The organism is Microbacterium kunmingense, assembly GCF_023155745.1.
In the GTDB taxonomy this organism is placed as follows: Bacteria; Actinomycetota; Actinomycetes; order Actinomycetales; family Microbacteriaceae; genus Microbacterium; species Microbacterium kunmingense.
On record NZ_JAKNUS010000002.1, the window covers coordinates 402,656 to 420,246 of the forward strand.

Genomic DNA, 17,591 nt, shown 5'->3' on the forward strand with positions numbered 1-17,591 from the left:
GCCCCCTCTGTCGCGAACATCACTTCCCCTTCCCGGCGGCCTCGAGGTCTGCGCGGCGAGCTGCCTCGCAGTCGGAGCACACGACGGCCGCCCAGTCGGACGTGAGCTTCGAGCTGGTCATCTTGCGGCCGCAGTAGCCGCGGCCCTTGGTCGCGCTCGTCGCGCAGATGCGCTCGGAGTCGGTGGTGGACGCCTTCCGCGGCTTCCATGCGTCGCGGTGCGCCTTGATCGGACCCTCGCTCATGCCGCGCCGCCGTACTTCGTTCCGCACACCGTGCAGGCCTTCGCGAGCATCGATCGCCCGTCGGCCGTCTCGATCCAGTCGATGAGCACCGCGCACTTCCCGCAGACGTCGCAGCGCTCCATCTCGACGGACTCGGGCTCAGCGCGCGCGACCGGCGCAGGCTCGGGGCGACGTCCGCTAGTGCGGCGGATGAGGCTGAAGAGCGTCTCTTCCAGCTCGACGAGATCGGGCCAGGCCCGGATGTCGTCCACGATGCGCGCGAGCCACGCGCGGGCCTCGTGCGCCCACCAGCGCGCGGAGTCGAGATCCTCGGGCAGCACCGCCGGCAGCGACACCCCTACCGCCTCGAGGTGCCGCGCGGCCGTCGTGAGGTACGCCCTCAACGCCGCCCAGAGCGCGAGCGTGTCGCGGGTGCCGGGCCCGTCGACGATCGGGATGTTGTCGATGTAGCCGCCGCCCGACACCTTCTCCTGGAGCTTCGCCGCGCGGAGGTGCGGGAGCACGAGCACGCCCGTCGTCTCGATGACGACCGGGAGCTGGTCGACGTGCCACAGGAAGCTCTCGCGCCACTGCCGGTAGCCGGCGTCCGGGTCGATCGCGTCGAGAGGGATCGTCATGTCATCACCCCGCAGCCGCACGCGCCGTTCAGCGCGATCTCCACGAAGCACTCCCCGCACACCGGCCGTGGCGGGCGCGAGGACGGGCAGACGTCGTGCACCCACCCTTCGGCCGTGCGACGGATCGGCTCGCTGAGTCGAAGGTGTCGTGGCACGCGCGGCAGACGCCCGGGTGCTTGGCCTGGATCACGGTCATGAGGTCGCCAACAAGCGCGCGACCGGCTCGAACTCACACCCCGGCTCGCATCCGTAGGGCGTGCACGAGCCAGGCCCGTGCCCCCACGGCGCGACGAGGTGCTCGCCGATGATGTCGAGGTCGGTCTTTCGCAAGCCGAGCCCGCCCTTCCAGGGAACCGGCTCGTCGAGCGCCCGCGCGTTCGTCAGGACGAGGTGGTGCACGTCCCGGTCATGCTCGTAGTCGGCCCACTCGGAACAGCAGTCCATGTCCGGATCGTCCTCGTGCCCCTGGTAGACGCCGAGCTGCGCCAGGCAGTCGTCCGCGAGGTGCACGTCGACGAGATCGACCACGCCGATGATGTGCCCGAGATGCAGCGCATCGCCGTCAACCCGATCGGTGTCCATGCCGTGCGACGCGACCCGCGACCACGACGGGTCGCCGGCGGGCATCGGCCTCAGCGAGACGTGGATCGCGACCGGCCCGCGGTAGGGACCGAGCGACCGCGACCGGTTCTCGACGTCCTTCCCGCCGTGGACGATCGCCCAGGCCCAGGGCTGTCGAACGGTGAGGACTCTCATGCTGCGCTCCATTCGCTGTCGAGGAGGTCGAACAGAGTCGGGATGCTCTGCTCGCGGTCGTGGCGCTCGAGGTAGACGAGCGAGTCGGCGACGGATGCCGGGTTCAGCTCGGATCCGTAGCCGCGGCGGCCCTGGCGCACCGCTTCGAGCACGGTGGAGCCGAGCCCGCTGAACGGGTCGTAGACAAGGTCGCCGGGGTTCGAGTACGTCGCGATGAGGCGGCGCGGGATTTCCAGGGGGAAGGGGCAGATGTGGTTCTCGACGGCGCGGCGCTTCTGCTCGCTGTTCAGCGTCTCGATGCGCAGGACGTCGTGCCACACGTTCGGCGCCCACGAGCCGGGCACCAGCGACGCGAAGGTGCCAGGGAGGGCATTGGCGGCCGCGAGGCGCTCGGCGAGGGCGACGTGCTGCTCGTAGTCGTAGACCGAGCGGAGCGACTGCTCGGTGAACAGCTTCGAGCGCGTGCCAGGGTCGAGCACTGCGAGCTCGTCGAGGGCGAGCAGCCGATCACCGGACGACCGCCAGTCCGCGGCCGCGTCGATCTGCCACCGGCCGACCGAGTACTGCTCGCGGTCCTTCACGACCCGCTCGTCGGCCCAGCCCTTCGACCGGTCGCTCTGCGGCTTGTGGAACAGGAGCACGTACTCCGGCGAGCCGACGCCCATCGGGGTGTGGTCGCGGAGCATCTTCGAGTACGACAGCCGGTAGGTCTGGTTGTTCTCGCGCACGACGTCGGTCGTGACGGTGATGGCGCCGTAGTAGTCGAAGCCGTGCTGGCGGTAGTGCGCGATCGCTTCGGCGTGCAGCTCGCTGACCGTGTAGACGCCGGCGCCCGTGACCGAGCCGAAGAGCTGCCGGTCCTTCACGTGGACGGCGAGGATCCGGCCCGGCATGAGCGCGCGGTAGAGCGACGGCGTCAGGTAGTCCATCTGCCACCAGAAGTGCGCGTTGTCGTCGGTGTGGCCGAAGTCGGCGTAGTTCGGCGAGTACTCGTAGTGGTTGCCGAACGGGATGCTCGTCACCATCAGCCCGATGGACTCCGCCTCGAGGTGCTCGCGCGCCTCCAGCACCGAGTCGTTCAGCGCGATCGTCCACGCCTCGCCGGTGTGCACTTCGCGCTCGACGCCCATCGCCCGCGTCAGCTCGGCGGAGATCGCCGCGGCCGACAGCCCGAACTCGCGGAGAACGTCGGACATGGTGTCGGTCAGGCGGTCGTCCTCCGCCCACTTCGTCTCCAGCACCGAGCGCACCTCGGACTCCGTCTCGGCGTAGATCAGGTGCACGTCGCACTCGCGCGTCTGGCCGAACCGGTGGATGCGGTGCACGGCCTGCACGACCTGCTCGTACTTGTGCGTGATGCCGACGAACACGGCCGTGCTGCACTGCTGCAGGTTCAGGCCGCGACCGAGCTGCACCGGCTTCCCGATGAGCGCGTACGTCTCGCCGGCGAGCCACGCACCGAGCTGCTGCTCGATCTGCTCATCAGTGAGGCCGCCGTGCACCGACGAGAACGTGCGCCCTGCGGCCGTGAGCGCCCGCTCCAGCGCCTCCTGCTCGTCGTTGAGGTCGCACCACAGGAGGATCTGTCCGTCGCCGTGACGGGCCACGATCTCCATCGCCCGGGCCACGCGAGCGTCGAGGGTGCGGCGCTTCTCGCGCGCGGCATCCACGAGCGACATCGCGCCGCCTCGGACGAGCACGCCCTGCCCATCACGGTCGATCTGGTCGGAGAGGATGCCGACCTGCACCTCGTCCCAGTGCACCCGGAGTTCGGGCAGCGCGTAGCCGGCGTCGGAGTAGCCGAGGTCGGACGGCCGCTGCAGGAAGCATGCCCAGGTGTTGAGCCACAGCCAGAACTCGCGCCGCTTGTGCGGGTAGAGGGTGAGGTTGCCAGCCTTCGTCGAGTCGCGCTGGAAGAACCGCGTCAGCGCCGCGCCGGTGTCCATGATGCCGAGGAAGCCGGCGTAGTGGATCAGCTCCTTGTGCCGGTTCGGCGAGGGCGTCGCGGTGGCGACGAAGCGGAACGGCACGTCGGCGAACAGCGGCAGGAACCGCTGGTACGTCTCGGATCCGAACGAGCGCAGCACGGCCGCCTCGTCGAGCGACACCGCGGTGAAGAGCCCGACGTCAAGCTTCCCGTCGCGCACGCTCTCGTAGTTCGTGACGTAGATCCCTGACCAGTCGGGGTCCACCTCCGCGGTGGTGCGGACGAATCGCACCTCGATGTCGAGCAGGTCGCGGCCGTCACGCACGATGTCGAAGCGCACGCCGAGCGGCGCGACGATGAGCGCGCGGCCGCCGAGGCGAGCGACGATCAGCCGGAGTACTTCGAGCTGCATCACGGACTTGCCCATGCCGTAGCGGGCGAAGATCGCGCGCCGGCCGCCGGCGACGGCCCACTTCACGACGTCGGCCTGATGCGGCTGGAACAACGGATGCCCGGGGCGGAAGATCGGCGACAGCTCGTCGTCGGTCACCTCGAAGCCGAACGTCCGGTCGAACGCGACCTTGTCGCGCAGGAACGCGTCGTAGTCGAGCGAGCCGTCGTTGCCCGTGTTCAGGGTCAGGAGCGTGCTCACAGCGGCACCACCCTCACGATCGCGTCGTACGACATCGGGTGCCGGAACACCGTCCCGCATACGGCGCACTGCGCGGCGCCCGCCCAGATGAGCGACCACCCCAGACGCGAACGCGACACGAAGTAGTGCGGGGTGCAGAGGAACGTCGAATCGCCGCAGCAGCGGAGGCTGACGCGCCAAGCCGCCTCCTTCTCGCACGTCTCGATGCCGCACGCGATCGGCTCGTCGAGGTGCTCTTCCATCTCGGTGATCACGTCCTCGTCGAAGATCGCCGAGTCAGCGGGCGTCAGGGCCGGGGCGCTCACAGCAGGCCCGCCTCTCGGAGCTTCGCCTCGGCGAGCGAGACGCGCTGGAACGTCGCCGCGTCGCCGCTCATGTCGGGGTGCGTCGTGCGCTGGGCTTCCCGGAACACGCGTCGAAGCGGCTGATCCGCCCAGGCTGGGCCGCACCAGCTCCGCAGGAACGCCTCGGCATCCGCTGCCGTGGAGAAACCCGCTGGCGCCGCGGTCGCCTCGATGGCGAGGAAGCCGCGGTACTGCTCGCCGCGCTTCGTCACGCCGTAGCGGTCGACCTTGCGCAGAGCCTCGAGCGCGAGAGCGATCGCGCGGAGATTGTCCTGCCAGGTCGTGAACGTGTCGCAGGGGTACGACAGCGCCCCGAACTTCGACTCGATCGAGAAGATGACGCCCGGGTGCTCAGCGACGGCGGATGCGCGCGGCCGTCCATCGAGCCGCCACGCGTCTCCCGCAGGAATCGCTACCAGCAGCTCCGCGGACTCCCGCTGCGAGCGGTTCTCCGTCAGGTGCCACACCTCGCGGTCGAGCAGTTGCAGCGTGTCGCTGAGGCCGGCCTTGAACATCGACCGGCTGCGGGTGCGGGTCAGCTCGCCCGGCCACTCGCGGATCGGCGCGACCTGCAGGGTGTTGGGCCAGTCGCTCACGGCCGCACCTCCCCGACCCGCGCGGGATGCCCGGCCGCCGAGCACCGGCACTCGACCTCGTCGATCTCCTCGCCTCGCTCCACGAACGCTGAGCCGATGCACGCGCCGTGCTTCCCCTCGGTGCAGTCGCGGCACGACGGCGCGAGATCGAACGCGTGCGCCGCGGCCCTCCACTCCTCCGCCTGGTGCTCGGACATCTCCGAGCGCATCGCGCTCTCGGCCGCGTCGGCGGCCGCTCGGAGCTCGTCGGCGAGCTGGCGCGCCTCGGCGGGCATGTAAGCCACCTTCCGGCGCCGCTGCCGCAGCTTCACCATGTAGTCGTCGGTCCAGTCGACCTTCGCCAGAGTGACGGGGATCTCAGCCTCGATCGCCATCTCGCACCTCCTCCATCCCGAGCGCCACGCGCGCCTCCGCGCGCAACGCATTCCGCTTCGCGGTGCGCTCGATCGCCTGCGGCGTCGTCGCCCGCTTCCCCTCGTCGTGCTCCAGCGCGGTCACGCCCATCCCGAGCACGGCGAGGATGTTCGACAGCCGGATCTCCGCGGTGAGCGCGTCGATCGCTTCGACCTGCGTGCGGCGCCCCGTCGAGGCGGCCATCAGAACGGCTCTCCCGAGTTCGCCGGCGTGGCCCACGAGCTGCCGCCGGACGGCTGCTGCGCCGGAGCATCCCGCACGACCGTGCCGACGGTGCGAGCGCGGATCACGATCTTGCGGACCTGCTTGCCCTCGCGGTTCTCGTACGAGGCGTCGCGCTCCTCGCCCTCGACGATGACGAGCGTGCCCCGGGCGAGCTGCGCGAGCGCATCCGGTGCCTGCCACGACTCGACGTCGTGCCAGATCGTGAACTCGTCCTCCCACTGGTTCGTCTCACGGTTGAAGCGACGCTTCGTCTCCGCGACGCTGAACGTCGCGACGTGCTTCCCGCCGGCGGCGCGCACCTCCGGAACGTTCCCGAGGCGCCCGGTGATCGTCTTCACTGCCATGTGCTGTTCCCTTCGTTGTCGTCGATCAGGGCCGACGGTGACCATGCGCGCGACACGACGCGGGAGAAGGTGCCCTCCCACTGCAGCGACACGCGCCCCTGCTGCCCCTGGCGGTTCTTCGCGATGTCCACGTCGAGCCGGTTCGGGGAGTTCTTCTCGTCGCGGTGCAGCAGCAGCACCGCGTCGGCGTCCTGTTCGATCGCGCCCGACTCGCGCAGATCCGCGAGCGTGGGGCGGTTCGAGCGGCGCGTCGTCGAGCCGCGGTTGAGCTGCGAGAGCGCGATGACCGGCACGCCGAGCGACTGCGCCAGGAGCTTCAGCGACCGGGAGAAGCCAGCCACCTCGACCTGACGGGACTCGACGCGCTCGCCCGACGTCAGGAGCTGGAGGTAGTCCACGACGACGCCGGCGAGACGCTGACCCTTCGGTGCACGCCGGGCGACCGATCGCGCGAACGCGCGCACCTGGGTGATGGTGGACACCTCGTCGGACGTCGAGACGAACAGCGGCATCTGCTGGATCTGCGAGCGGACCATCGCGATGTTCTGCCAGCTCGACTTCGTCACCTCGTGGTTCACGAGCGAGTGCAGCGACACCTGAGCGAGCTGCGAGACGAGACGCGCCATGAGGTCGTCGCGCGACATCTCCAGCGAGCAGAAGGCCACGGGGCCCTCCTTCGCCAGCCGCAGGGCGACCTGCAGGCCGACGATCGACTTGCCCTGGCCGGGGCGGGCGCCGACGACGTACAGGCCGCCAGCGCGGAGGCCTCCGAGGTGGTTGTTGATGTCCCACCAGGGCGTGGGGATGTAGCGCGGCTTCTCGTCGAGCCCGCGCACGAACGAGTCGAACGCGGCGCCACCGAACTGCTCGATCGAGGGCGCCGTGGTGGCGCCGACGCCGTCGACCTTCTCGCGCGAGATCTCCACGGCGTCGAGAGCGCCGATGCCGGTGTTCGACGCGACCTGCGCGATCGACGTGGCGGCATCCAGAAGGCGCCTACGGATCGCGTGCTCGTGGACGATGTTCGCGTAGTACGAGCCGTTCGATGCCGTCGGCACGATCGACGTCAGCTCGTGCAGATACGAGGCGTCGAGCGTGCCCTTCAGGTCGCCTGCCGCCAGCAGCTCGTCGGTGGTCGCGACGACGTCGGTCGGGGCGTTGCGCTCGTGCAGGCGACGCACAGCGGCGTAGATCGTCGCGTGCTTCGGGTCGAACATGTCGCCCGGCTCGACGATCGACAGCACGTCGTCCAGCACGTCAGGCGACAGCATCACGGCCCCGAGCACCGACTGCTCAGCGGTCTGGTCGTAGGGCAGGAGCACCTCGGTCACGAGCCCGCCCCCGCGCCGAGCTCGCGCAGAGCCCGCGACGGGCGGTCGCCGGCGGCGAGCCGAGCCTCGAAGGCGACCGGGTCGATGCCGCGAGAGCTAAGCCACGCGCGCCCGTCTACGTCAGCGGCGTCGCCCGCGGGCAGCTCATCGACGAGAGCCGCGATGTCGGCCGGCATCACCGAGCGCGTCTGCTCGCGGTAGTGCGCGGCCAGCGCCTCGAGCGCAGGCTGCAGCGGCACGTCGCCGAGCACCTGGGCCCACGCCGTCGCCATCTGCGCGCGCTCTTCCGGCTCGCGACGGAGACGGCCGTCGAGCAGCGCCGCCTGGGTCAGCAGCACGTTCGCCTCGCGCGGGGTCATGCGCCGGCCTCGATCCACTCCACGAGCGGCGCGACGCGCATCCCGAGGGTCGCTCCGACGTTCACCTCGAGGCGGGCTCCGCCGGATGCTTCCCAGCCGTCCAGCAGGGCGACCGCGTCGCAGCGGATGAGCTGAGCGAGGCCGGCGCGGAGCCAGCCGTGGTAGTCGCCCGGCGTCGGGTTCTCGTTCGTCGAGGGGTCTTCGACGTCGAAGCCGACGGCACGGAGCTTCGCCGCGGCCGCGCGGAATGCCGGGTAGTTGAACTCGGCCAGCCCGGTCATGGGGCCAGCGACGTAGATGCGCGTCATGCCGACACCGCCAGACGCTCCTGCTGCGCGAGGATCGCGTCAGCGGCCCGGCCGGCATCCACCGTCGAGAGGCGGCCGCCGCGAGGCATCGGAGCCTCAGCCGTCCAACGCTCCTGGTTCAGCCACGTCGTCATCGACGGCACGAACTGCGCCTCCGACGCCGGCCACGAACGCCACACCTCGGCGTGCGTCGCCGCGGCATCCAGGATGACCTTGACGTGACGGATGCCGCCCACAGCGCGCACGGCCGTCCGGAACGAAGATCCCGACTTCTTCCGAGTCCCCCGACGATGTGACGGCCACAGATCCCAGAGCCGATCGAACGCCGATTCCACCGCGTCCCCAGCGGGGACTACAGGGGGTACGTCTACGTCATTACGTCTATAAGAGGAGTGGTTGTTCTCGCTGTCGGTGAATACGCGCACCGCTGTCGGGGAATCCGTTCCCGGTGTCGGTGAATCCGCCGAAGCGTTCCCCGACAATTTGTCGGCGGAGCCCGACGCCCACGGAACGAGGATCGTGAACTCGTTCGGGCGGGACTTCGTGCCCCGCGAGTGCTCGACGAGCCCTCGGGCCCGGAGCTTCGGAATCAGCCGCTCGATCGTGCGCCGGTCGACGCGCGCCTTCCGCGCGAGCCCGCCGTACGTCAGGTCGTCGTCGTCCGTCATGAACCGGCAGCGGCCGTTGTCGTCGGCGACGTCGGCGAGCGCGAGCAGCAGGATCATCTCGTTCCCCGCCAGCTCGGCTGTCTCGTCGCCGTGCCACACCCAGCTCGATACCTTGACGCTCACCAGGAGCCCTCCACTTCCACTGCGCGGCCGCCGTCTGTCAGCAGCCACCAAGTCCTGTCGTTCCTCTGCACGCGCACGGCCGTCGGCGCGAACGCCGGCCCGACCGCGAGGCGAGAAATGAGCACGCCCATCTCGATCGCCTTGTCGCGCTCGCGCTCCGCCCAGCCGTGACATCCGGTCGTCCCGGATCCGCAGAGAGTGAGCGCGTTGGCCGGCGACGAGAACACCTCGGCGCCTCGCCCGCGCACTCCCCCGGCCCCGCGCGGCTTGCGGTGGTGCATCGACCACCCGTGGCCGCGGTCCTCGAACCGGAGCGTGCGCCGGCAGAGGAAGCACGCGCTCCCGTCGCGGTCGAAGAACACGAGCCGCACGGTGGCCGGGGTGAATTCGCCTGCGCCCATCAGGCACCCCCGCCATAGCCCTGCGAGTGGGCGCGGTCCCCGGCGCGAGCGTCGGCCCGGTCGGTGCGGTGGTTCTCCAGCGCCGCGTCGAGCGCGTCGAGGAACTTCCGCATCGCCCGCTCGCGCTGCTCGGCGACGAGGTATGAGAGTTTCAGCTCGTAGGCGTCGCGCTCCGCCATCGCCTCGGCCAGGCCGAGCGAGATCTTCTTGCCGTCGAGGTTCGCCTTCTCGGTGATCTCGACGACCTTGACGGCGACGGCGTTCTCGTAGTCGGCCTTCGCGGTGCCGTACACCTTGCCGGCGTCGCGGAGCTCCCAGACGAAGTCGAACCGGAGCGCCACGATCCGCTGGCCGTACGTCGCGCCCGGTCCCAGACGGCGCACCGTCTCAGAGAGCTTCGTGTGCAGCGCGTCGTCCGGGTCCACCTCCAGGCCGATCAGGTCGCGGAGTACTTCAGCGGGGGTGCTCATCGGTCGAACGACCCCACTCCGACGACGTGCACCCGCTCGCTCTCGCGGAACTCGTGCACGATCTCGGCGCCGTGCTCGTTGCGGGTGCCGATGTAGACGTGACCGGGGACGCCGTGCGCGCGGGTGGTGATCACGAGCACGTCGTGACCGGCGAGGCGCACCGTGTCGCCGGGCTCGACCGTGGACGCGGGCACGACGCCCGGCACCTCGTTGCCCGGCTTCACGAACCCGGAGATGCGGCGGTAGTCCGGCCCGAGGATCGCGCCGTCCTCCGTGCGCACGAGGGGCGTGCCGACGAGCGTCACGGCTTCACCTCGGCGGTGGGCCAGTCGTGCACCGGCTCACCCGCGGGCTCGTCCACGATTTCCGCGTCCACGACGTCTTCGGCCTGCTCGGGGAGGCGCTCGCGCAGCTCCCAGAGGTAGGCGCCGAGCGGGCGGCCGTCGCTGATCATGACGTCGAGGTCGCCGGCCGCCTGAGCCTCGGCGTAGACGGGGCGCAGCTCGTCGCGGGAGCGCGCGGCGTTCGCGAGCGCCAGCCAGTCCTTCGACGGCTGCCGCGCCTCGGCGGGAGCCGGGTCGGGGGTCGCGGCCGACGGCGCAGCGGGTGCCGCCTGACTCTGCTGCTCGAGCGGCGCGGGCTTGTCAGCCTGCGCCATCTCCTCGGACGAGTAGAGGCCGGACAGATCCTGCGGGAATGCCTTGCGGAGCGCGAGCATCTCGGCGCACTTCGCCAGCATCAGCGGGCCCATCTTCTTCCACATCTCCGTGACGTCGCCGTTGTACGTGCGCTGCACGTAGGCGTCCCAGAGAGCGATCGCGTAGAGCGCGTCGCGGAAGCCGCGGCGGTACACGCCGACGCGGGCGGCCTTCGGCGGCTCGGCGGCCAGCCAGACCTGCGTCCAGGTGATGCCGTCGGCGGTGAACTCGGGCGTCGTCTGTCCCTCGTACTGCCCCGACCGCTCAGCGACGAGGCGAGCGCCGTCGATGCTGATCTGGATCTGCCACTTGAGCTGGCCGCGGGACTTCCGTGCGATCGAGTAGATCTGCCGCGCGATCGGGTCCAGGCCGGTGCGGGCGCAGTGCTGGAGGAACGCGGCCACGACGGGGCGCTCGGCGAGCGTCTTCGTGTTCGACTGCGTGTCCACGTGCACGAGGCCCGCAGCCTCGACGAGCGCCCGCTCCTCGGGGCTCCACTTGCTGTCGTCGCTGCTGGTCGGCAGCGTCGCGAGAGCTGTCATTCCGCCTCTCCCTTCGTCTTCACCGCGGTGACCGTCAAGCTCGGCTTGGTCGGCACCGACTGCGCGGTGGTGGTCGTGTACGCGCCCAGGCATCCGGCCCAGGCGGCTTCGGCGGCGGCAAGCTGCTCGCGCGCCGTAGTGAGGGCGGACCACACATCGGGATGCGCCGCCCGCGCCGCGCCCTCATCGACCGAGGTCTGTGGCACGGTGGCGGTCCCACCGGGCACCCAGGTGACCTGGGCCGACGACGAACGCTGCGACAGCTCCTCGCGGCCGGCGAGCTTCTCCTGCAGCGCCTTCCAGGCCGTCTCCTTCTTGCGCTTTCCGGAGGCTTCCTCGACACGGCCCGCGAGGACGTCGAGCGCGAGCACGTCGAGCACCGGGTCGATGACGGGCGCGGTGACCTTGCCGGCGTCGACCTCGGCGCGCTTTTTGTCGAGCGCGGTGAAGAAGCGGCGAGCGACCGTCACGAGGTGCTTGGCCGTGGGCTCGTGGTAGTCGATCCAGTGCTCGAACTGCCGGCCCGCCTCAAAGCCCGTCTCCGGCGTGCCGAGCCGCTCCTCCCAGATGAACAGGCAGCGGCGCGCGCCGGTGACGTGCATCGCCCACTGCATCTGCTCGAAGTAGCCGGTGCGCTCAAAGGACGGCGAGCCGGGCGTCAGGTCGTGGCCGGAGGTCTTGTACTCCCCCACCAGCAGCACGCCGTCGAAGTCCGCACCGACACCGTCGGGCGACGCGAGCCATCGCGAGTCCGTGGCCGCGTGGAACACCCGCGATTCGGCGGCGATCCCACGGCGCTCGGCGACAGCGGCGAGGAACGGCTCGCGCAGCTTCCCCCACTCGGTGTAGGCGTTGCCGGAGAAGCCGTCCTCCTTCAGCCCCAGCTTCAGGTCGACGAGCTCGCCCTGGCGCTTCTTGCCGATCGCAAGGTCGCGGATCTCGGTGGCAGTGACGCCGCCGCGGCGCTCGGCGAGCCACGCGGTGCGGTCCTGGTCAGAGGCGCCGGCACGAGACATGAGGTCGGCGACGGCAGGCGGAACGAAGGTCGAAACGCTCATCAGTCGTCCACCACCTCGGCGTCGATGACGGGCTCTCGCGTCGCGACGACCATCCCGGAGATGGTCGATCCCACTGCGGTGATGACGTCGACGATTGCGCCCGTCGTGTAGGACTGGTCGATCGGCAGCGCTACCTTCACGACCGTGGGCTCCGTGCCGCCGCTCGATCCCTCGGGGAGCGCGAACGGGTGCCCCGCACCGCGGGTGGACTTGTAGTCACTCCCGCCGATGGACAGCGAGATCTTCAGCGCGCCCATCAGTCGTCGCCCTCCGGAATGTCGAGCGCGTCCTGGCCGGTGCGCTTCTTGTAGGCGGCGTCGCGGAGCTTCAGCGCGGCTGCGGACGCCTTCTCGTCCCACAGCGGCTCGAGGTGCTTCATCCCGACGACGGGCCACTCCTCGCCCGCGCGGCGCTTCTCCATGACCTCCTCGACAGAGAAGGTGGTGATGCAGACGATCTGCTCGCCCGGAGCCATCTCGATGAGCTGCTCCTCGACGCCGTAGAGGCCGTTGGCCTGCTCGGCGGGGACGCCGCGCTTGAACGCGGTCGGCTTGATCTCGGTCATGCTGCTGTTCCTCCTTCGACGGCCGCGGCCGCCTTCTCAACCGGCGCCGCGACGGTCGCGACTGCCGAGATCTCGGTGATGGTCACGTGCACGCCGGGCTCGGCGCCGTAGACCTTCGTGCTGTGGATCTCGACGACCCGGGAGTCGTCGGCCCAGACGTTCCCGGCCTGCGTGATGCCGTCCAGCAGCGCGCGCAGGAGCTTGTCGAGGTCGGGCGCGACGGTCGGGAGTTCGCGCTTCACCGACGGCTTGCGAGGCAGGACGAACGCCGCCTCGACGCGGCAGGGCCCGTCGATCGGCTTCTGGTAGGCCCAGGTGCTGAACGCGCGTCGAGCGATCTGCTCGCGCCACGGGTGCAGCGCGGCCTTGTTGTCGTCGACGATCTGCACGAGGGTCGAGCCCTTCGGCGAGAAGCCCTTCTTCGAGCCCTGCGGGATCGGGATGCCGGCGACGAAGAACGCAGTCATCGTGCGGACCCGACGTGCTGCGAGGCGGGGACGGGAGGGTAGGGCGGGTTCTGGAGGTCGGTGACCTCGGGCTGCTGCTGCATGGTGGGTTCCTCGGATGGGGTGGAGTGAAAGAAGTGGGACTTGAAGTCAGGGGCGGCTGTGGCGGTACTCCCGTTCGATCGCCGAGAGCTCGGCGTCGATGCGCGAGCAGTGGGCGTCGACCTCGGGGTCGTCGCTGAGCCAGAAGGAGCGGGTGAAGATGACGCCGGCACCGCAGGTCCAGAAGAGGACGCCGGCGAGGACGAGCGCGGCCGCCAGCAGCTCCCACGAGCGGTGGCCGTAGAAGAACGCCGCCATGACGGCGAGGAAGAGCACGAGCGAGAGCCAGCGCAAAAGGTTCAAGACTGCTCCCTCGTGGCGTGACGCTTCGACTGCACCCAGGCCCGCACGTCGGCTTCGAGGTAGACGACCTTGCGAGGGGTGGGGCGCGAGTACGCGGGGCCCGTGTTGTTCGACCGCATGTCTTCGAGGTCGCGGGGCGTCAGGACCGGCACCAGCTCGCAGACCTGCTCCGGCGAAAGGAACACCGGCGCAGCGGCGGCCGGACGGATCCTGGTGACGTTCGCGGGGGCGCTCATGACGCGACCGGGACCAGCTCTTCGGCGTCGGCCCTCTCGCTGACGACGACGACCTCGCCCATCGCCAGGCCGAACGCTTGAGCGATCCCGACGACCGTGCGGAGGCTCGGCTCGTTGCCCTTCTTCAGGTCGGCGAGCGTCGCCCGGCTGATCCCGATGAGGCGCGCGAAGGCGTCGTCGCTGCGGATGCCGGCGGTGTCCTTCAGTCGGTCCAGGAGGCCCGGGCGGATCTTGATCGCGGTGGGCTGACTCACCAACTGCTCATCTGTCCGATTCATGCGTCAACTGTGCGCCGCGTTCGGGGAAGTGTCAAGTCAGAGGAACAAATGACTTGTGTGTCGGACGGTTGTGTCTCATGATTGAGACATGAACTTGAGCATGAAGTGGCTGGACGACGTCCGCGGGACGGACTCGATCCGAGAGGTCGCTCGTCGCGTAGGCATGAACCAGGGCACCCTCAATCGCCAGGTGAACCTCGACCAGCTCACGTGGGAGGCGGTGCGAGACATCTCCCGCGCGTACGGCCGCCCCGTGCTCGCCGACCTTGTGCAGCTCGGCCACCTGAACGCGAGCGACCTTGGCGTGAGCGACATCGACACGGCGCTCCGCTCGGCGACGGAGGAAGAACTGATCGTCGAGGTGGGACGCAGGCTCGGAGTCTCCGGCTCGGTGCTCTTCGATGCGCCGATCAGCGCGGCCGTCGCTACCGCGAGCAACGTCGTCGGGCACGGCCGCTTCCAGGCCGCCGATGTCGGAGGTTCGGAGGAAGATCTGGAAGCTGTTGCGCGGCCGGCGGATCCGGAGAGCGGGGAGGACCGAGAGTGACGATCGACACGCACCTCGAGGCGATCGCCGCCATGATCGGCGTCCGCATCGAGTACGCACTGCTCCCGCCCGATCGCGACGGTGAGTACCGCTACAAGCACAACGTCATCCGGCTGCGACGCGGGATGTCCGCGAGGCTGCACCGCTCCGTGCTGGCGCACGAGCTGGCGCACGCGGTCTTCGGCGATGTGCCGAGCAAGTTCGGCCCAGTGCACGCGAAGCAGGAGCGTCGGGCTGAGGAGTGGGCGGCGCTCCGGCTGATTGACCGGGACGAGTACCGTCGCGCGGAGGCCCTCCACGAGGGTCACGCGGGGGCGATCGCGCAGGATCTCGGCGTAGTCCGCAGCATCGTCGAGACGTATCGGTCGCTGCTTCTCCGCATCGAGGTCGAGCCCGTCGATGAGCCCAACCTCGTCTACACGAAGTCGAAGATGGGCGCCGGCAACTGGCTGCACCGCGACGAGGTCGCCTCGTGATGCCCGCTCCGGCCGCGTGCGCCTCTACGGCGCGCGAAACGGCGGCCTGACATGGCTGGGTCGATCACGCCCTATGACAGCGCTCAGGGGAAGCGGTACCGCGTCCGCTACCGCAAGCCCGACGGGCAGCAGACGGACAAGCGCGGCTTCAAGACGAAACGTGAGGCCGAGACGTACCTCGCGGAGGTGACCGTCTCGAAGGCGACCGGCGGCTACCTCGATCCCTCGCTCGGCAAGAAGACCGTGACGATGTTCGGCGAGCAGTGGAAGAGCGGCCGCCTGGCTCGCCTGAAGCCGTCGAGTCGGAACACGATGGAGACGACCTGGCGCGTGCACGTCGAGCCGAAGTGGGGCGCTCGAGGCGTCGCCAGCATCCGGGCATCCGAGGTCGAGGATTGGGTGAGCTCGCTGATGGTCACTACCGACGACCGGAAGGCCCTTGGCGCGCAGACGGTTCGACGATGCGTGTTCGTCCTGTCGAGCGTCCTCGCGATCGCCGAGCGCGACGGGATCATCCGCTCGTCGCCGACGAAGGGCGTCCCGCTGCCGGCGAAGAAGTCGAAGCCGAAGCGATACCTCACGCACGAGCAGGTCGAGCAGCTCGCGGCCGCCGCGCCCGGGCACGAGACGCTGATGCTGCTGCTCGCGTACGCCGGCCTCCGGTGGGGCGAGGTGTCGGCGCTCCGGGTGCGGCACCTCGACATGCTCCGTCGACGGATGCTGATCGAAGAGAACGCGGTGCTCGTGAAGGGCGTCTACGAGATCGGGACGCCGAAGCACGGTGAGTCACGCGAGGTGCCCATCCCGCTCTTCCTCGTGAAGCCGATCGCGAAGCTCTGCGAGGGAAAGGGCCGCGACGGGTTCGTGTTCTCCGGCGGGGCCTCGCCAATGACGTACCCGCACCGCACCTCGGGATGGTTCGTCAAGGCCGTGACGGCGTGCCAGGCCGTCGACACGAGCTTCCCGACGATCACCCCGCACGACCTGCGGCACACGGCGGCGTCGCTAGCTATCTCTGCCGGCGCGAACGTGAAAGCCGTGCAGCGAATGCTTGGGCACGCCTCCGCGGCCATGACGCTCGACGTCTACGCCGACCTGTTCGACGACGACCTCGAAGCCGTCGCGGTGGCGATGAGCGAGGCGCGGACGGCAGCCGTCGGGTAGCCGCCCGCGCCCGGACAGTCAGCCTTTCGGGGGGTTGGGGTCGTTCCCGTAGGAGTTCTTCTCGCCGATCGTGCCGTCCATCTTGCGGATGGTGTGCTCCACGCCGCGATCCTGTGCCATCTGGCGGCCAACCGCCTGCTGCTCAGCCTTCGTTCCGCCGACGTGGGCGGCACGCGAGCTGCCCTCCACCTTCGACTTCCAGACGCCGTCCTCGTTGTAGGTAGAGATGTCACCCTTGGCCATGCTCTGATCCTTCCCATCGTTTCGGGTGTTGTCGTCTGCTCGCAAATGTGGGCAGAACGTGGTCAAGGCCCCCGTCCGCGGCTCGGCGTGAGCTGCGGGCGGGGGCCTCTGTGTTCATTGTGCTATCCGATGAAATCGCGTTTGATCAGGTACTTCAGAAGTCCCAGTCGTCGTCCTCGGTCGCGACGGCCTTGCCGATGACGTACGACGAGCCCGACCCGCTGAAGAAGTCGTGGTTCTCGTCGGCGTTCGGTGAGAGCGCCGACAGGATCGCCGGGTTCACGTCGGTGACGGTCGCCGGGAACATCGCCTCGTAGCCGAGGTTCATCAGCGCCTTGTTGGCGTTGTAGTGGAGGAACTTCTTCACGTCCTCGGTGAGGCCGACCTCGTCGTACAGATCCTGGGTGTACTGGATCTCGTTGTCGTACAGCTCGTACAGGAGCGAGAACGCGTAGTCCTTGATGTCCTGGCGCGCCGCGTCATCCAGCAGCTCCAGACCACGCTGGAACTTGTAGCCGATGTAGTACCCGTGCACAGCCTCGTCGCGGATGATGAGGCGGATGATGTCGGCCGTGTTCGTCAGCTTCGCCTTGGACGACCAGTACAGAGGCAGGTAGAACCCCGAGTAGAACAGGAACGACTCCAGCAGGGTCGACGCCACCTTGCGCTTGAGCGGCTCGTCACCTCGGTAGTAGTCCATGACGATCCGAGCCTTCTTCTGGAGGTTCTCGTTCTCCACCGACCAGCGGAAGGCGTCGTCGATCTCGGGCGTCGAGCACAGCGTCGAGAAGATCGACGAGTAGCTCTTGGCGTGCACCGATTCCATGAACGCGATGTTGGTGTACACCGCCTCCTCATGCGGAGTGATCGCGTCGGGGATCAGCGAGACCGCGCCGACCGTGCCCTGAATGGTGTCCAGGAGCGTCAGCCCGGTGAAGACCCGCATGGTGAGGGTCTGCTCCTGAGGGGTCAGCGTGTTCCACGACTGGATGTCGTTGGACAGTGGCACCTTCTCGGGCAGCCAGAAGTTGTTCACCAGGCGGTTCCAGACCTCGAGGTCCTTGTCGTCCTGGATGCGGTTCCAGTTGATCGCCTGGACCCGGTTGAGCAGTTGTAGCTTCTCAGCCATCATGTCTCCTAAAAAGTCCTGATCA

The 17,591-nt window shown here is 69.2% G+C and carries 29 protein-coding genes; 3 read left to right on the plus strand and 26 right to left on the minus strand.

Annotation, left to right across the window (positions count from 1 at the left end; genetic code table 11):
- Window positions 1-19 precede the first annotated feature (19 nt).
- The 24 genes from MA875_RS04675 to MA875_RS04790 form a co-directional block, all read right to left on the minus strand.
- Window positions 20-244 (minus strand): hypothetical protein, encoded by a 225-nt coding sequence (locus tag MA875_RS04675; RefSeq protein WP_248240586.1) that lies wholly within the window; start codon window positions 242-244, stop codon window positions 20-22.
- Window positions 241-861 carry a hypothetical protein gene (locus tag MA875_RS04680; RefSeq protein WP_248240587.1) on the minus strand — a complete coding sequence of 207 codons (621 nt, stop codon included), beginning with the start codon at window positions 859-861 and terminating at the stop codon, window positions 241-243. Before MA875_RS04680 ends, MA875_RS04675 begins: the two co-directional genes overlap by 4 nt.
- Window positions 862-1,053: 192 nt before the next feature.
- The gene (locus MA875_RS04685; protein ID WP_248240589.1) at window positions 1,054-1,617 is read right to left on the minus strand and encodes an ASCH domain-containing protein; all 564 of its coding nucleotides are present in this window, start codon (window positions 1,615-1,617) and stop codon (window positions 1,054-1,056) included.
- Window positions 1,614-4,196, minus strand: a complete 2,583-nt coding sequence (locus tag MA875_RS17740; RefSeq protein WP_248240591.1) for a DNA methyltransferase — start codon at window positions 4,194-4,196, stop codon at window positions 1,614-1,616. The genes MA875_RS04685 and MA875_RS17740 overlap by 4 nt, the downstream gene beginning before the upstream one ends.
- Window positions 4,193-4,501, minus strand: a complete 309-nt coding sequence (locus tag MA875_RS04695) for a hypothetical protein (protein ID WP_248240592.1) — start codon at window positions 4,499-4,501, stop codon at window positions 4,193-4,195. Before MA875_RS04695 ends, MA875_RS17740 begins: the two co-directional genes overlap by 4 nt.
- Window positions 4,498-5,136, minus strand: a complete 639-nt coding sequence (locus MA875_RS04700) for a hypothetical protein (RefSeq protein ID WP_248240593.1) — start codon at window positions 5,134-5,136, stop codon at window positions 4,498-4,500. The genes MA875_RS04695 and MA875_RS04700 overlap by 4 nt, the downstream gene beginning before the upstream one ends.
- Window positions 5,133-5,510: a hypothetical protein gene (locus tag MA875_RS04705; RefSeq protein ID WP_248240594.1), complete on the minus strand. Its 378-nt coding sequence runs from the start codon at window positions 5,508-5,510 to the stop codon at window positions 5,133-5,135. The genes MA875_RS04700 and MA875_RS04705 overlap by 4 nt, the downstream gene beginning before the upstream one ends.
- Window positions 5,494-5,733 (minus strand): hypothetical protein, encoded by a 240-nt coding sequence (locus tag MA875_RS04710; protein WP_248240595.1) that lies wholly within the window; start codon window positions 5,731-5,733, stop codon window positions 5,494-5,496. The genes MA875_RS04705 and MA875_RS04710 overlap by 17 nt, the downstream gene beginning before the upstream one ends.
- Entirely contained in the window at window positions 5,733-6,119 is a 387-nt protein-coding gene (locus MA875_RS04715; RefSeq protein ID WP_248240596.1) for a single-stranded DNA-binding protein, read from the minus strand. The genes MA875_RS04710 and MA875_RS04715 overlap by 1 nt, the downstream gene beginning before the upstream one ends.
- A complete protein-coding gene (locus MA875_RS04720; RefSeq protein WP_248240597.1) occupies window positions 6,110-7,450 on the minus strand; it encodes a replicative DNA helicase in 1,341 nt (446 codons plus the stop codon). Before MA875_RS04720 ends, MA875_RS04715 begins: the two co-directional genes overlap by 10 nt.
- Window positions 7,447-7,809 carry a hypothetical protein gene (locus MA875_RS04725; protein ID WP_248240598.1) on the minus strand — a complete coding sequence of 121 codons (363 nt, stop codon included), beginning with the start codon at window positions 7,807-7,809 and terminating at the stop codon, window positions 7,447-7,449. The genes MA875_RS04720 and MA875_RS04725 overlap by 4 nt, the downstream gene beginning before the upstream one ends.
- Window positions 7,806-8,117, minus strand: a complete 312-nt coding sequence (locus MA875_RS04730; RefSeq protein WP_248240600.1) for a DUF4406 domain-containing protein — start codon at window positions 8,115-8,117, stop codon at window positions 7,806-7,808. Before MA875_RS04730 ends, MA875_RS04725 begins: the two co-directional genes overlap by 4 nt.
- Window positions 8,114-8,908, minus strand: a complete 795-nt coding sequence (locus MA875_RS04735) for a helix-turn-helix domain-containing protein (protein WP_248240601.1) — start codon at window positions 8,906-8,908, stop codon at window positions 8,114-8,116. Before MA875_RS04735 ends, MA875_RS04730 begins: the two co-directional genes overlap by 4 nt.
- The gene (locus tag MA875_RS04740) at window positions 8,905-9,309 is read right to left on the minus strand and encodes a hypothetical protein (RefSeq protein WP_248240603.1); all 405 of its coding nucleotides are present in this window, start codon (window positions 9,307-9,309) and stop codon (window positions 8,905-8,907) included. Before MA875_RS04740 ends, MA875_RS04735 begins: the two co-directional genes overlap by 4 nt.
- Complete coding sequence (locus tag MA875_RS04745; RefSeq protein ID WP_248240605.1) at window positions 9,309-9,779, minus strand: hypothetical protein; 471 nt, start codon at window positions 9,777-9,779, stop codon at window positions 9,309-9,311. The genes MA875_RS04740 and MA875_RS04745 overlap by 1 nt, the downstream gene beginning before the upstream one ends.
- Entirely contained in the window at window positions 9,776-10,084 is a 309-nt protein-coding gene (locus MA875_RS04750; RefSeq protein WP_248240606.1) for a hypothetical protein, read from the minus strand. The genes MA875_RS04745 and MA875_RS04750 overlap by 4 nt, the downstream gene beginning before the upstream one ends.
- Window positions 10,081-11,019 (minus strand): phage recombination protein Bet, encoded by a 939-nt coding sequence (gene bet / locus MA875_RS04755; RefSeq protein WP_248240607.1) that lies wholly within the window; start codon window positions 11,017-11,019, stop codon window positions 10,081-10,083. The genes MA875_RS04750 and bet overlap by 4 nt, the downstream gene beginning before the upstream one ends.
- Window positions 11,016-12,077, minus strand: a complete 1,062-nt coding sequence (locus MA875_RS04760; RefSeq protein ID WP_248240608.1) for a YqaJ viral recombinase family protein — start codon at window positions 12,075-12,077, stop codon at window positions 11,016-11,018. The genes bet and MA875_RS04760 overlap by 4 nt, the downstream gene beginning before the upstream one ends.
- Window positions 12,077-12,334 (minus strand): hypothetical protein, encoded by a 258-nt coding sequence (locus MA875_RS04765; RefSeq protein WP_248240609.1) that lies wholly within the window; start codon window positions 12,332-12,334, stop codon window positions 12,077-12,079. Before MA875_RS04765 ends, MA875_RS04760 begins: the two co-directional genes overlap by 1 nt.
- Window positions 12,334-12,642, minus strand: a complete 309-nt coding sequence (locus MA875_RS04770) for a hypothetical protein (protein ID WP_248240610.1) — start codon at window positions 12,640-12,642, stop codon at window positions 12,334-12,336. The genes MA875_RS04765 and MA875_RS04770 overlap by 1 nt, the downstream gene beginning before the upstream one ends.
- Window positions 12,639-13,109, minus strand: coding sequence for a RusA family crossover junction endodeoxyribonuclease (locus MA875_RS04775; RefSeq protein WP_248240611.1), 471 nt, complete (start codon window positions 13,107-13,109; stop codon window positions 12,639-12,641). The genes MA875_RS04770 and MA875_RS04775 overlap by 4 nt, the downstream gene beginning before the upstream one ends.
- A gap of 129 nt (window positions 13,110-13,238) precedes the next feature.
- Window positions 13,239-13,493 carry a hypothetical protein gene (locus tag MA875_RS04780; protein WP_248240612.1) on the minus strand — a complete coding sequence of 85 codons (255 nt, stop codon included), beginning with the start codon at window positions 13,491-13,493 and terminating at the stop codon, window positions 13,239-13,241.
- On the minus strand, window positions 13,490-13,729 hold the full coding sequence (locus MA875_RS04785) for a helix-turn-helix transcriptional regulator (RefSeq protein ID WP_248240614.1): 240 nt from the start codon (window positions 13,727-13,729) through the stop codon (window positions 13,490-13,492). The genes MA875_RS04780 and MA875_RS04785 overlap by 4 nt, the downstream gene beginning before the upstream one ends.
- Complete coding sequence (locus MA875_RS04790) at window positions 13,726-14,007, minus strand: helix-turn-helix domain-containing protein (RefSeq protein WP_248240616.1); 282 nt, start codon at window positions 14,005-14,007, stop codon at window positions 13,726-13,728. The genes MA875_RS04785 and MA875_RS04790 overlap by 4 nt, the downstream gene beginning before the upstream one ends.
- An 88-nt stretch (window positions 14,008-14,095) precedes the next feature.
- On the opposite strand from MA875_RS04790, the gene MA875_RS04795 reads away from it, so the two are divergent.
- From MA875_RS04795 to MA875_RS04805, 3 genes are read left to right on the plus strand one after another with little or no spacing between them, the layout of a single operon-like run.
- The gene (locus tag MA875_RS04795) at window positions 14,096-14,554 is read left to right on the plus strand and encodes a phage regulatory CII family protein (protein ID WP_248240617.1); all 459 of its coding nucleotides are present in this window, start codon (window positions 14,096-14,098) and stop codon (window positions 14,552-14,554) included.
- On the plus strand, window positions 14,551-15,030 hold the full coding sequence (locus MA875_RS04800; protein WP_248240618.1) for an ImmA/IrrE family metallo-endopeptidase: 480 nt from the start codon (window positions 14,551-14,553) through the stop codon (window positions 15,028-15,030). Before MA875_RS04795 ends, MA875_RS04800 begins: the two co-directional genes overlap by 4 nt.
- A gap of 51 nt (window positions 15,031-15,081) precedes the next feature.
- Window positions 15,082-16,194: a site-specific integrase gene (locus MA875_RS04805; protein WP_248240619.1), complete on the plus strand. Its 1,113-nt coding sequence runs from the start codon at window positions 15,082-15,084 to the stop codon at window positions 16,192-16,194.
- 18 nt (window positions 16,195-16,212) lie between these two features.
- Here the strand turns inward: MA875_RS04805 and MA875_RS04810 are convergent, their stop codons facing one another.
- Together MA875_RS04810 and nrdF are read right to left on the minus strand one after the other, a co-directional pair.
- Entirely contained in the window at window positions 16,213-16,437 is a 225-nt protein-coding gene (locus MA875_RS04810; RefSeq protein WP_248240620.1) for a DUF2188 domain-containing protein, read from the minus strand.
- Between the two features lie 154 nt (window positions 16,438-16,591).
- The gene (gene nrdF / locus MA875_RS04815; protein WP_248240621.1) at window positions 16,592-17,566 is read right to left on the minus strand and encodes a class 1b ribonucleoside-diphosphate reductase subunit beta; all 975 of its coding nucleotides are present in this window, start codon (window positions 17,564-17,566) and stop codon (window positions 16,592-16,594) included.
- Between the last annotated feature and the right edge of the window lie 25 nt (window positions 17,567-17,591).

Coding starts and splice junctions, on each gene's coding strand:
- MA875_RS04765 (WP_248240609.1), bottom strand. CDS start 12,334: ATGGGCGCGCTGAAGATCTCGCTGTCCATCGGCGGGAGTGACTACAAG.
- MA875_RS04745 (WP_248240605.1), bottom strand. CDS start 9,779: ATGAGCACCCCCGCTGAAGTACTCCGCGACCTGATCGGCCTGGAGGTG.
- MA875_RS04680 (WP_248240587.1), bottom strand. CDS start 861: ATGACGATCCCTCTCGACGCGATCGACCCGGACGCCGGCTACCGGCAG.
- MA875_RS04710 (WP_248240595.1), bottom strand. CDS start 5,733: ATGGCCGCCTCGACGGGGCGCCGCACGCAGGTCGAAGCGATCGACGCG.
- MA875_RS04775 (WP_248240611.1), bottom strand. CDS start 13,109: ATGACTGCGTTCTTCGTCGCCGGCATCCCGATCCCGCAGGGCTCGAAG.
- MA875_RS04730 (WP_248240600.1), bottom strand. CDS start 8,117: ATGACGCGCATCTACGTCGCTGGCCCCATGACCGGGCTGGCCGAGTTC.
- MA875_RS04810 (WP_248240620.1), bottom strand. CDS start 16,437: ATGGCCAAGGGTGACATCTCTACCTACAACGAGGACGGCGTCTGGAAG.
- MA875_RS04795 (WP_248240617.1), top strand. CDS start 14,096: ATGAACTTGAGCATGAAGTGGCTGGACGACGTCCGCGGGACGGACTCG.
- nrdF (WP_248240621.1), bottom strand. CDS start 17,566: ATGGCTGAGAAGCTACAACTGCTCAACCGGGTCCAGGCGATCAACTGG.
- MA875_RS04715 (WP_248240596.1), bottom strand. CDS start 6,119: ATGGCAGTGAAGACGATCACCGGGCGCCTCGGGAACGTTCCGGAGGTG.
- MA875_RS04740 (WP_248240603.1), bottom strand. CDS start 9,309: ATGGGCGCAGGCGAATTCACCCCGGCCACCGTGCGGCTCGTGTTCTTC.
- MA875_RS04760 (WP_248240608.1), bottom strand. CDS start 12,077: ATGAGCGTTTCGACCTTCGTTCCGCCTGCCGTCGCCGACCTCATGTCT.
- MA875_RS04770 (WP_248240610.1), bottom strand. CDS start 12,642: ATGACCGAGATCAAGCCGACCGCGTTCAAGCGCGGCGTCCCCGCCGAG.
- MA875_RS04790 (WP_248240616.1), bottom strand. CDS start 14,007: ATGAATCGGACAGATGAGCAGTTGGTGAGTCAGCCCACCGCGATCAAG.
- MA875_RS04785 (WP_248240614.1), bottom strand. CDS start 13,729: ATGAGCGCCCCCGCGAACGTCACCAGGATCCGTCCGGCCGCCGCTGCG.
- MA875_RS04705 (WP_248240594.1), bottom strand. CDS start 5,510: ATGGCGATCGAGGCTGAGATCCCCGTCACTCTGGCGAAGGTCGACTGG.
- bet (WP_248240607.1), bottom strand. CDS start 11,019: ATGACAGCTCTCGCGACGCTGCCGACCAGCAGCGACGACAGCAAGTGG.
- MA875_RS04725 (WP_248240598.1), bottom strand. CDS start 7,809: ATGACCCCGCGCGAGGCGAACGTGCTGCTGACCCAGGCGGCGCTGCTC.
- MA875_RS04685 (WP_248240589.1), bottom strand. CDS start 1,617: ATGAGAGTCCTCACCGTTCGACAGCCCTGGGCCTGGGCGATCGTCCAC.
- MA875_RS04805 (WP_248240619.1), top strand. CDS start 15,082: ATGGCTGGGTCGATCACGCCCTATGACAGCGCTCAGGGGAAGCGGTAC.
- MA875_RS04675 (WP_248240586.1), bottom strand. CDS start 244: ATGAGCGAGGGTCCGATCAAGGCGCACCGCGACGCATGGAAGCCGCGG.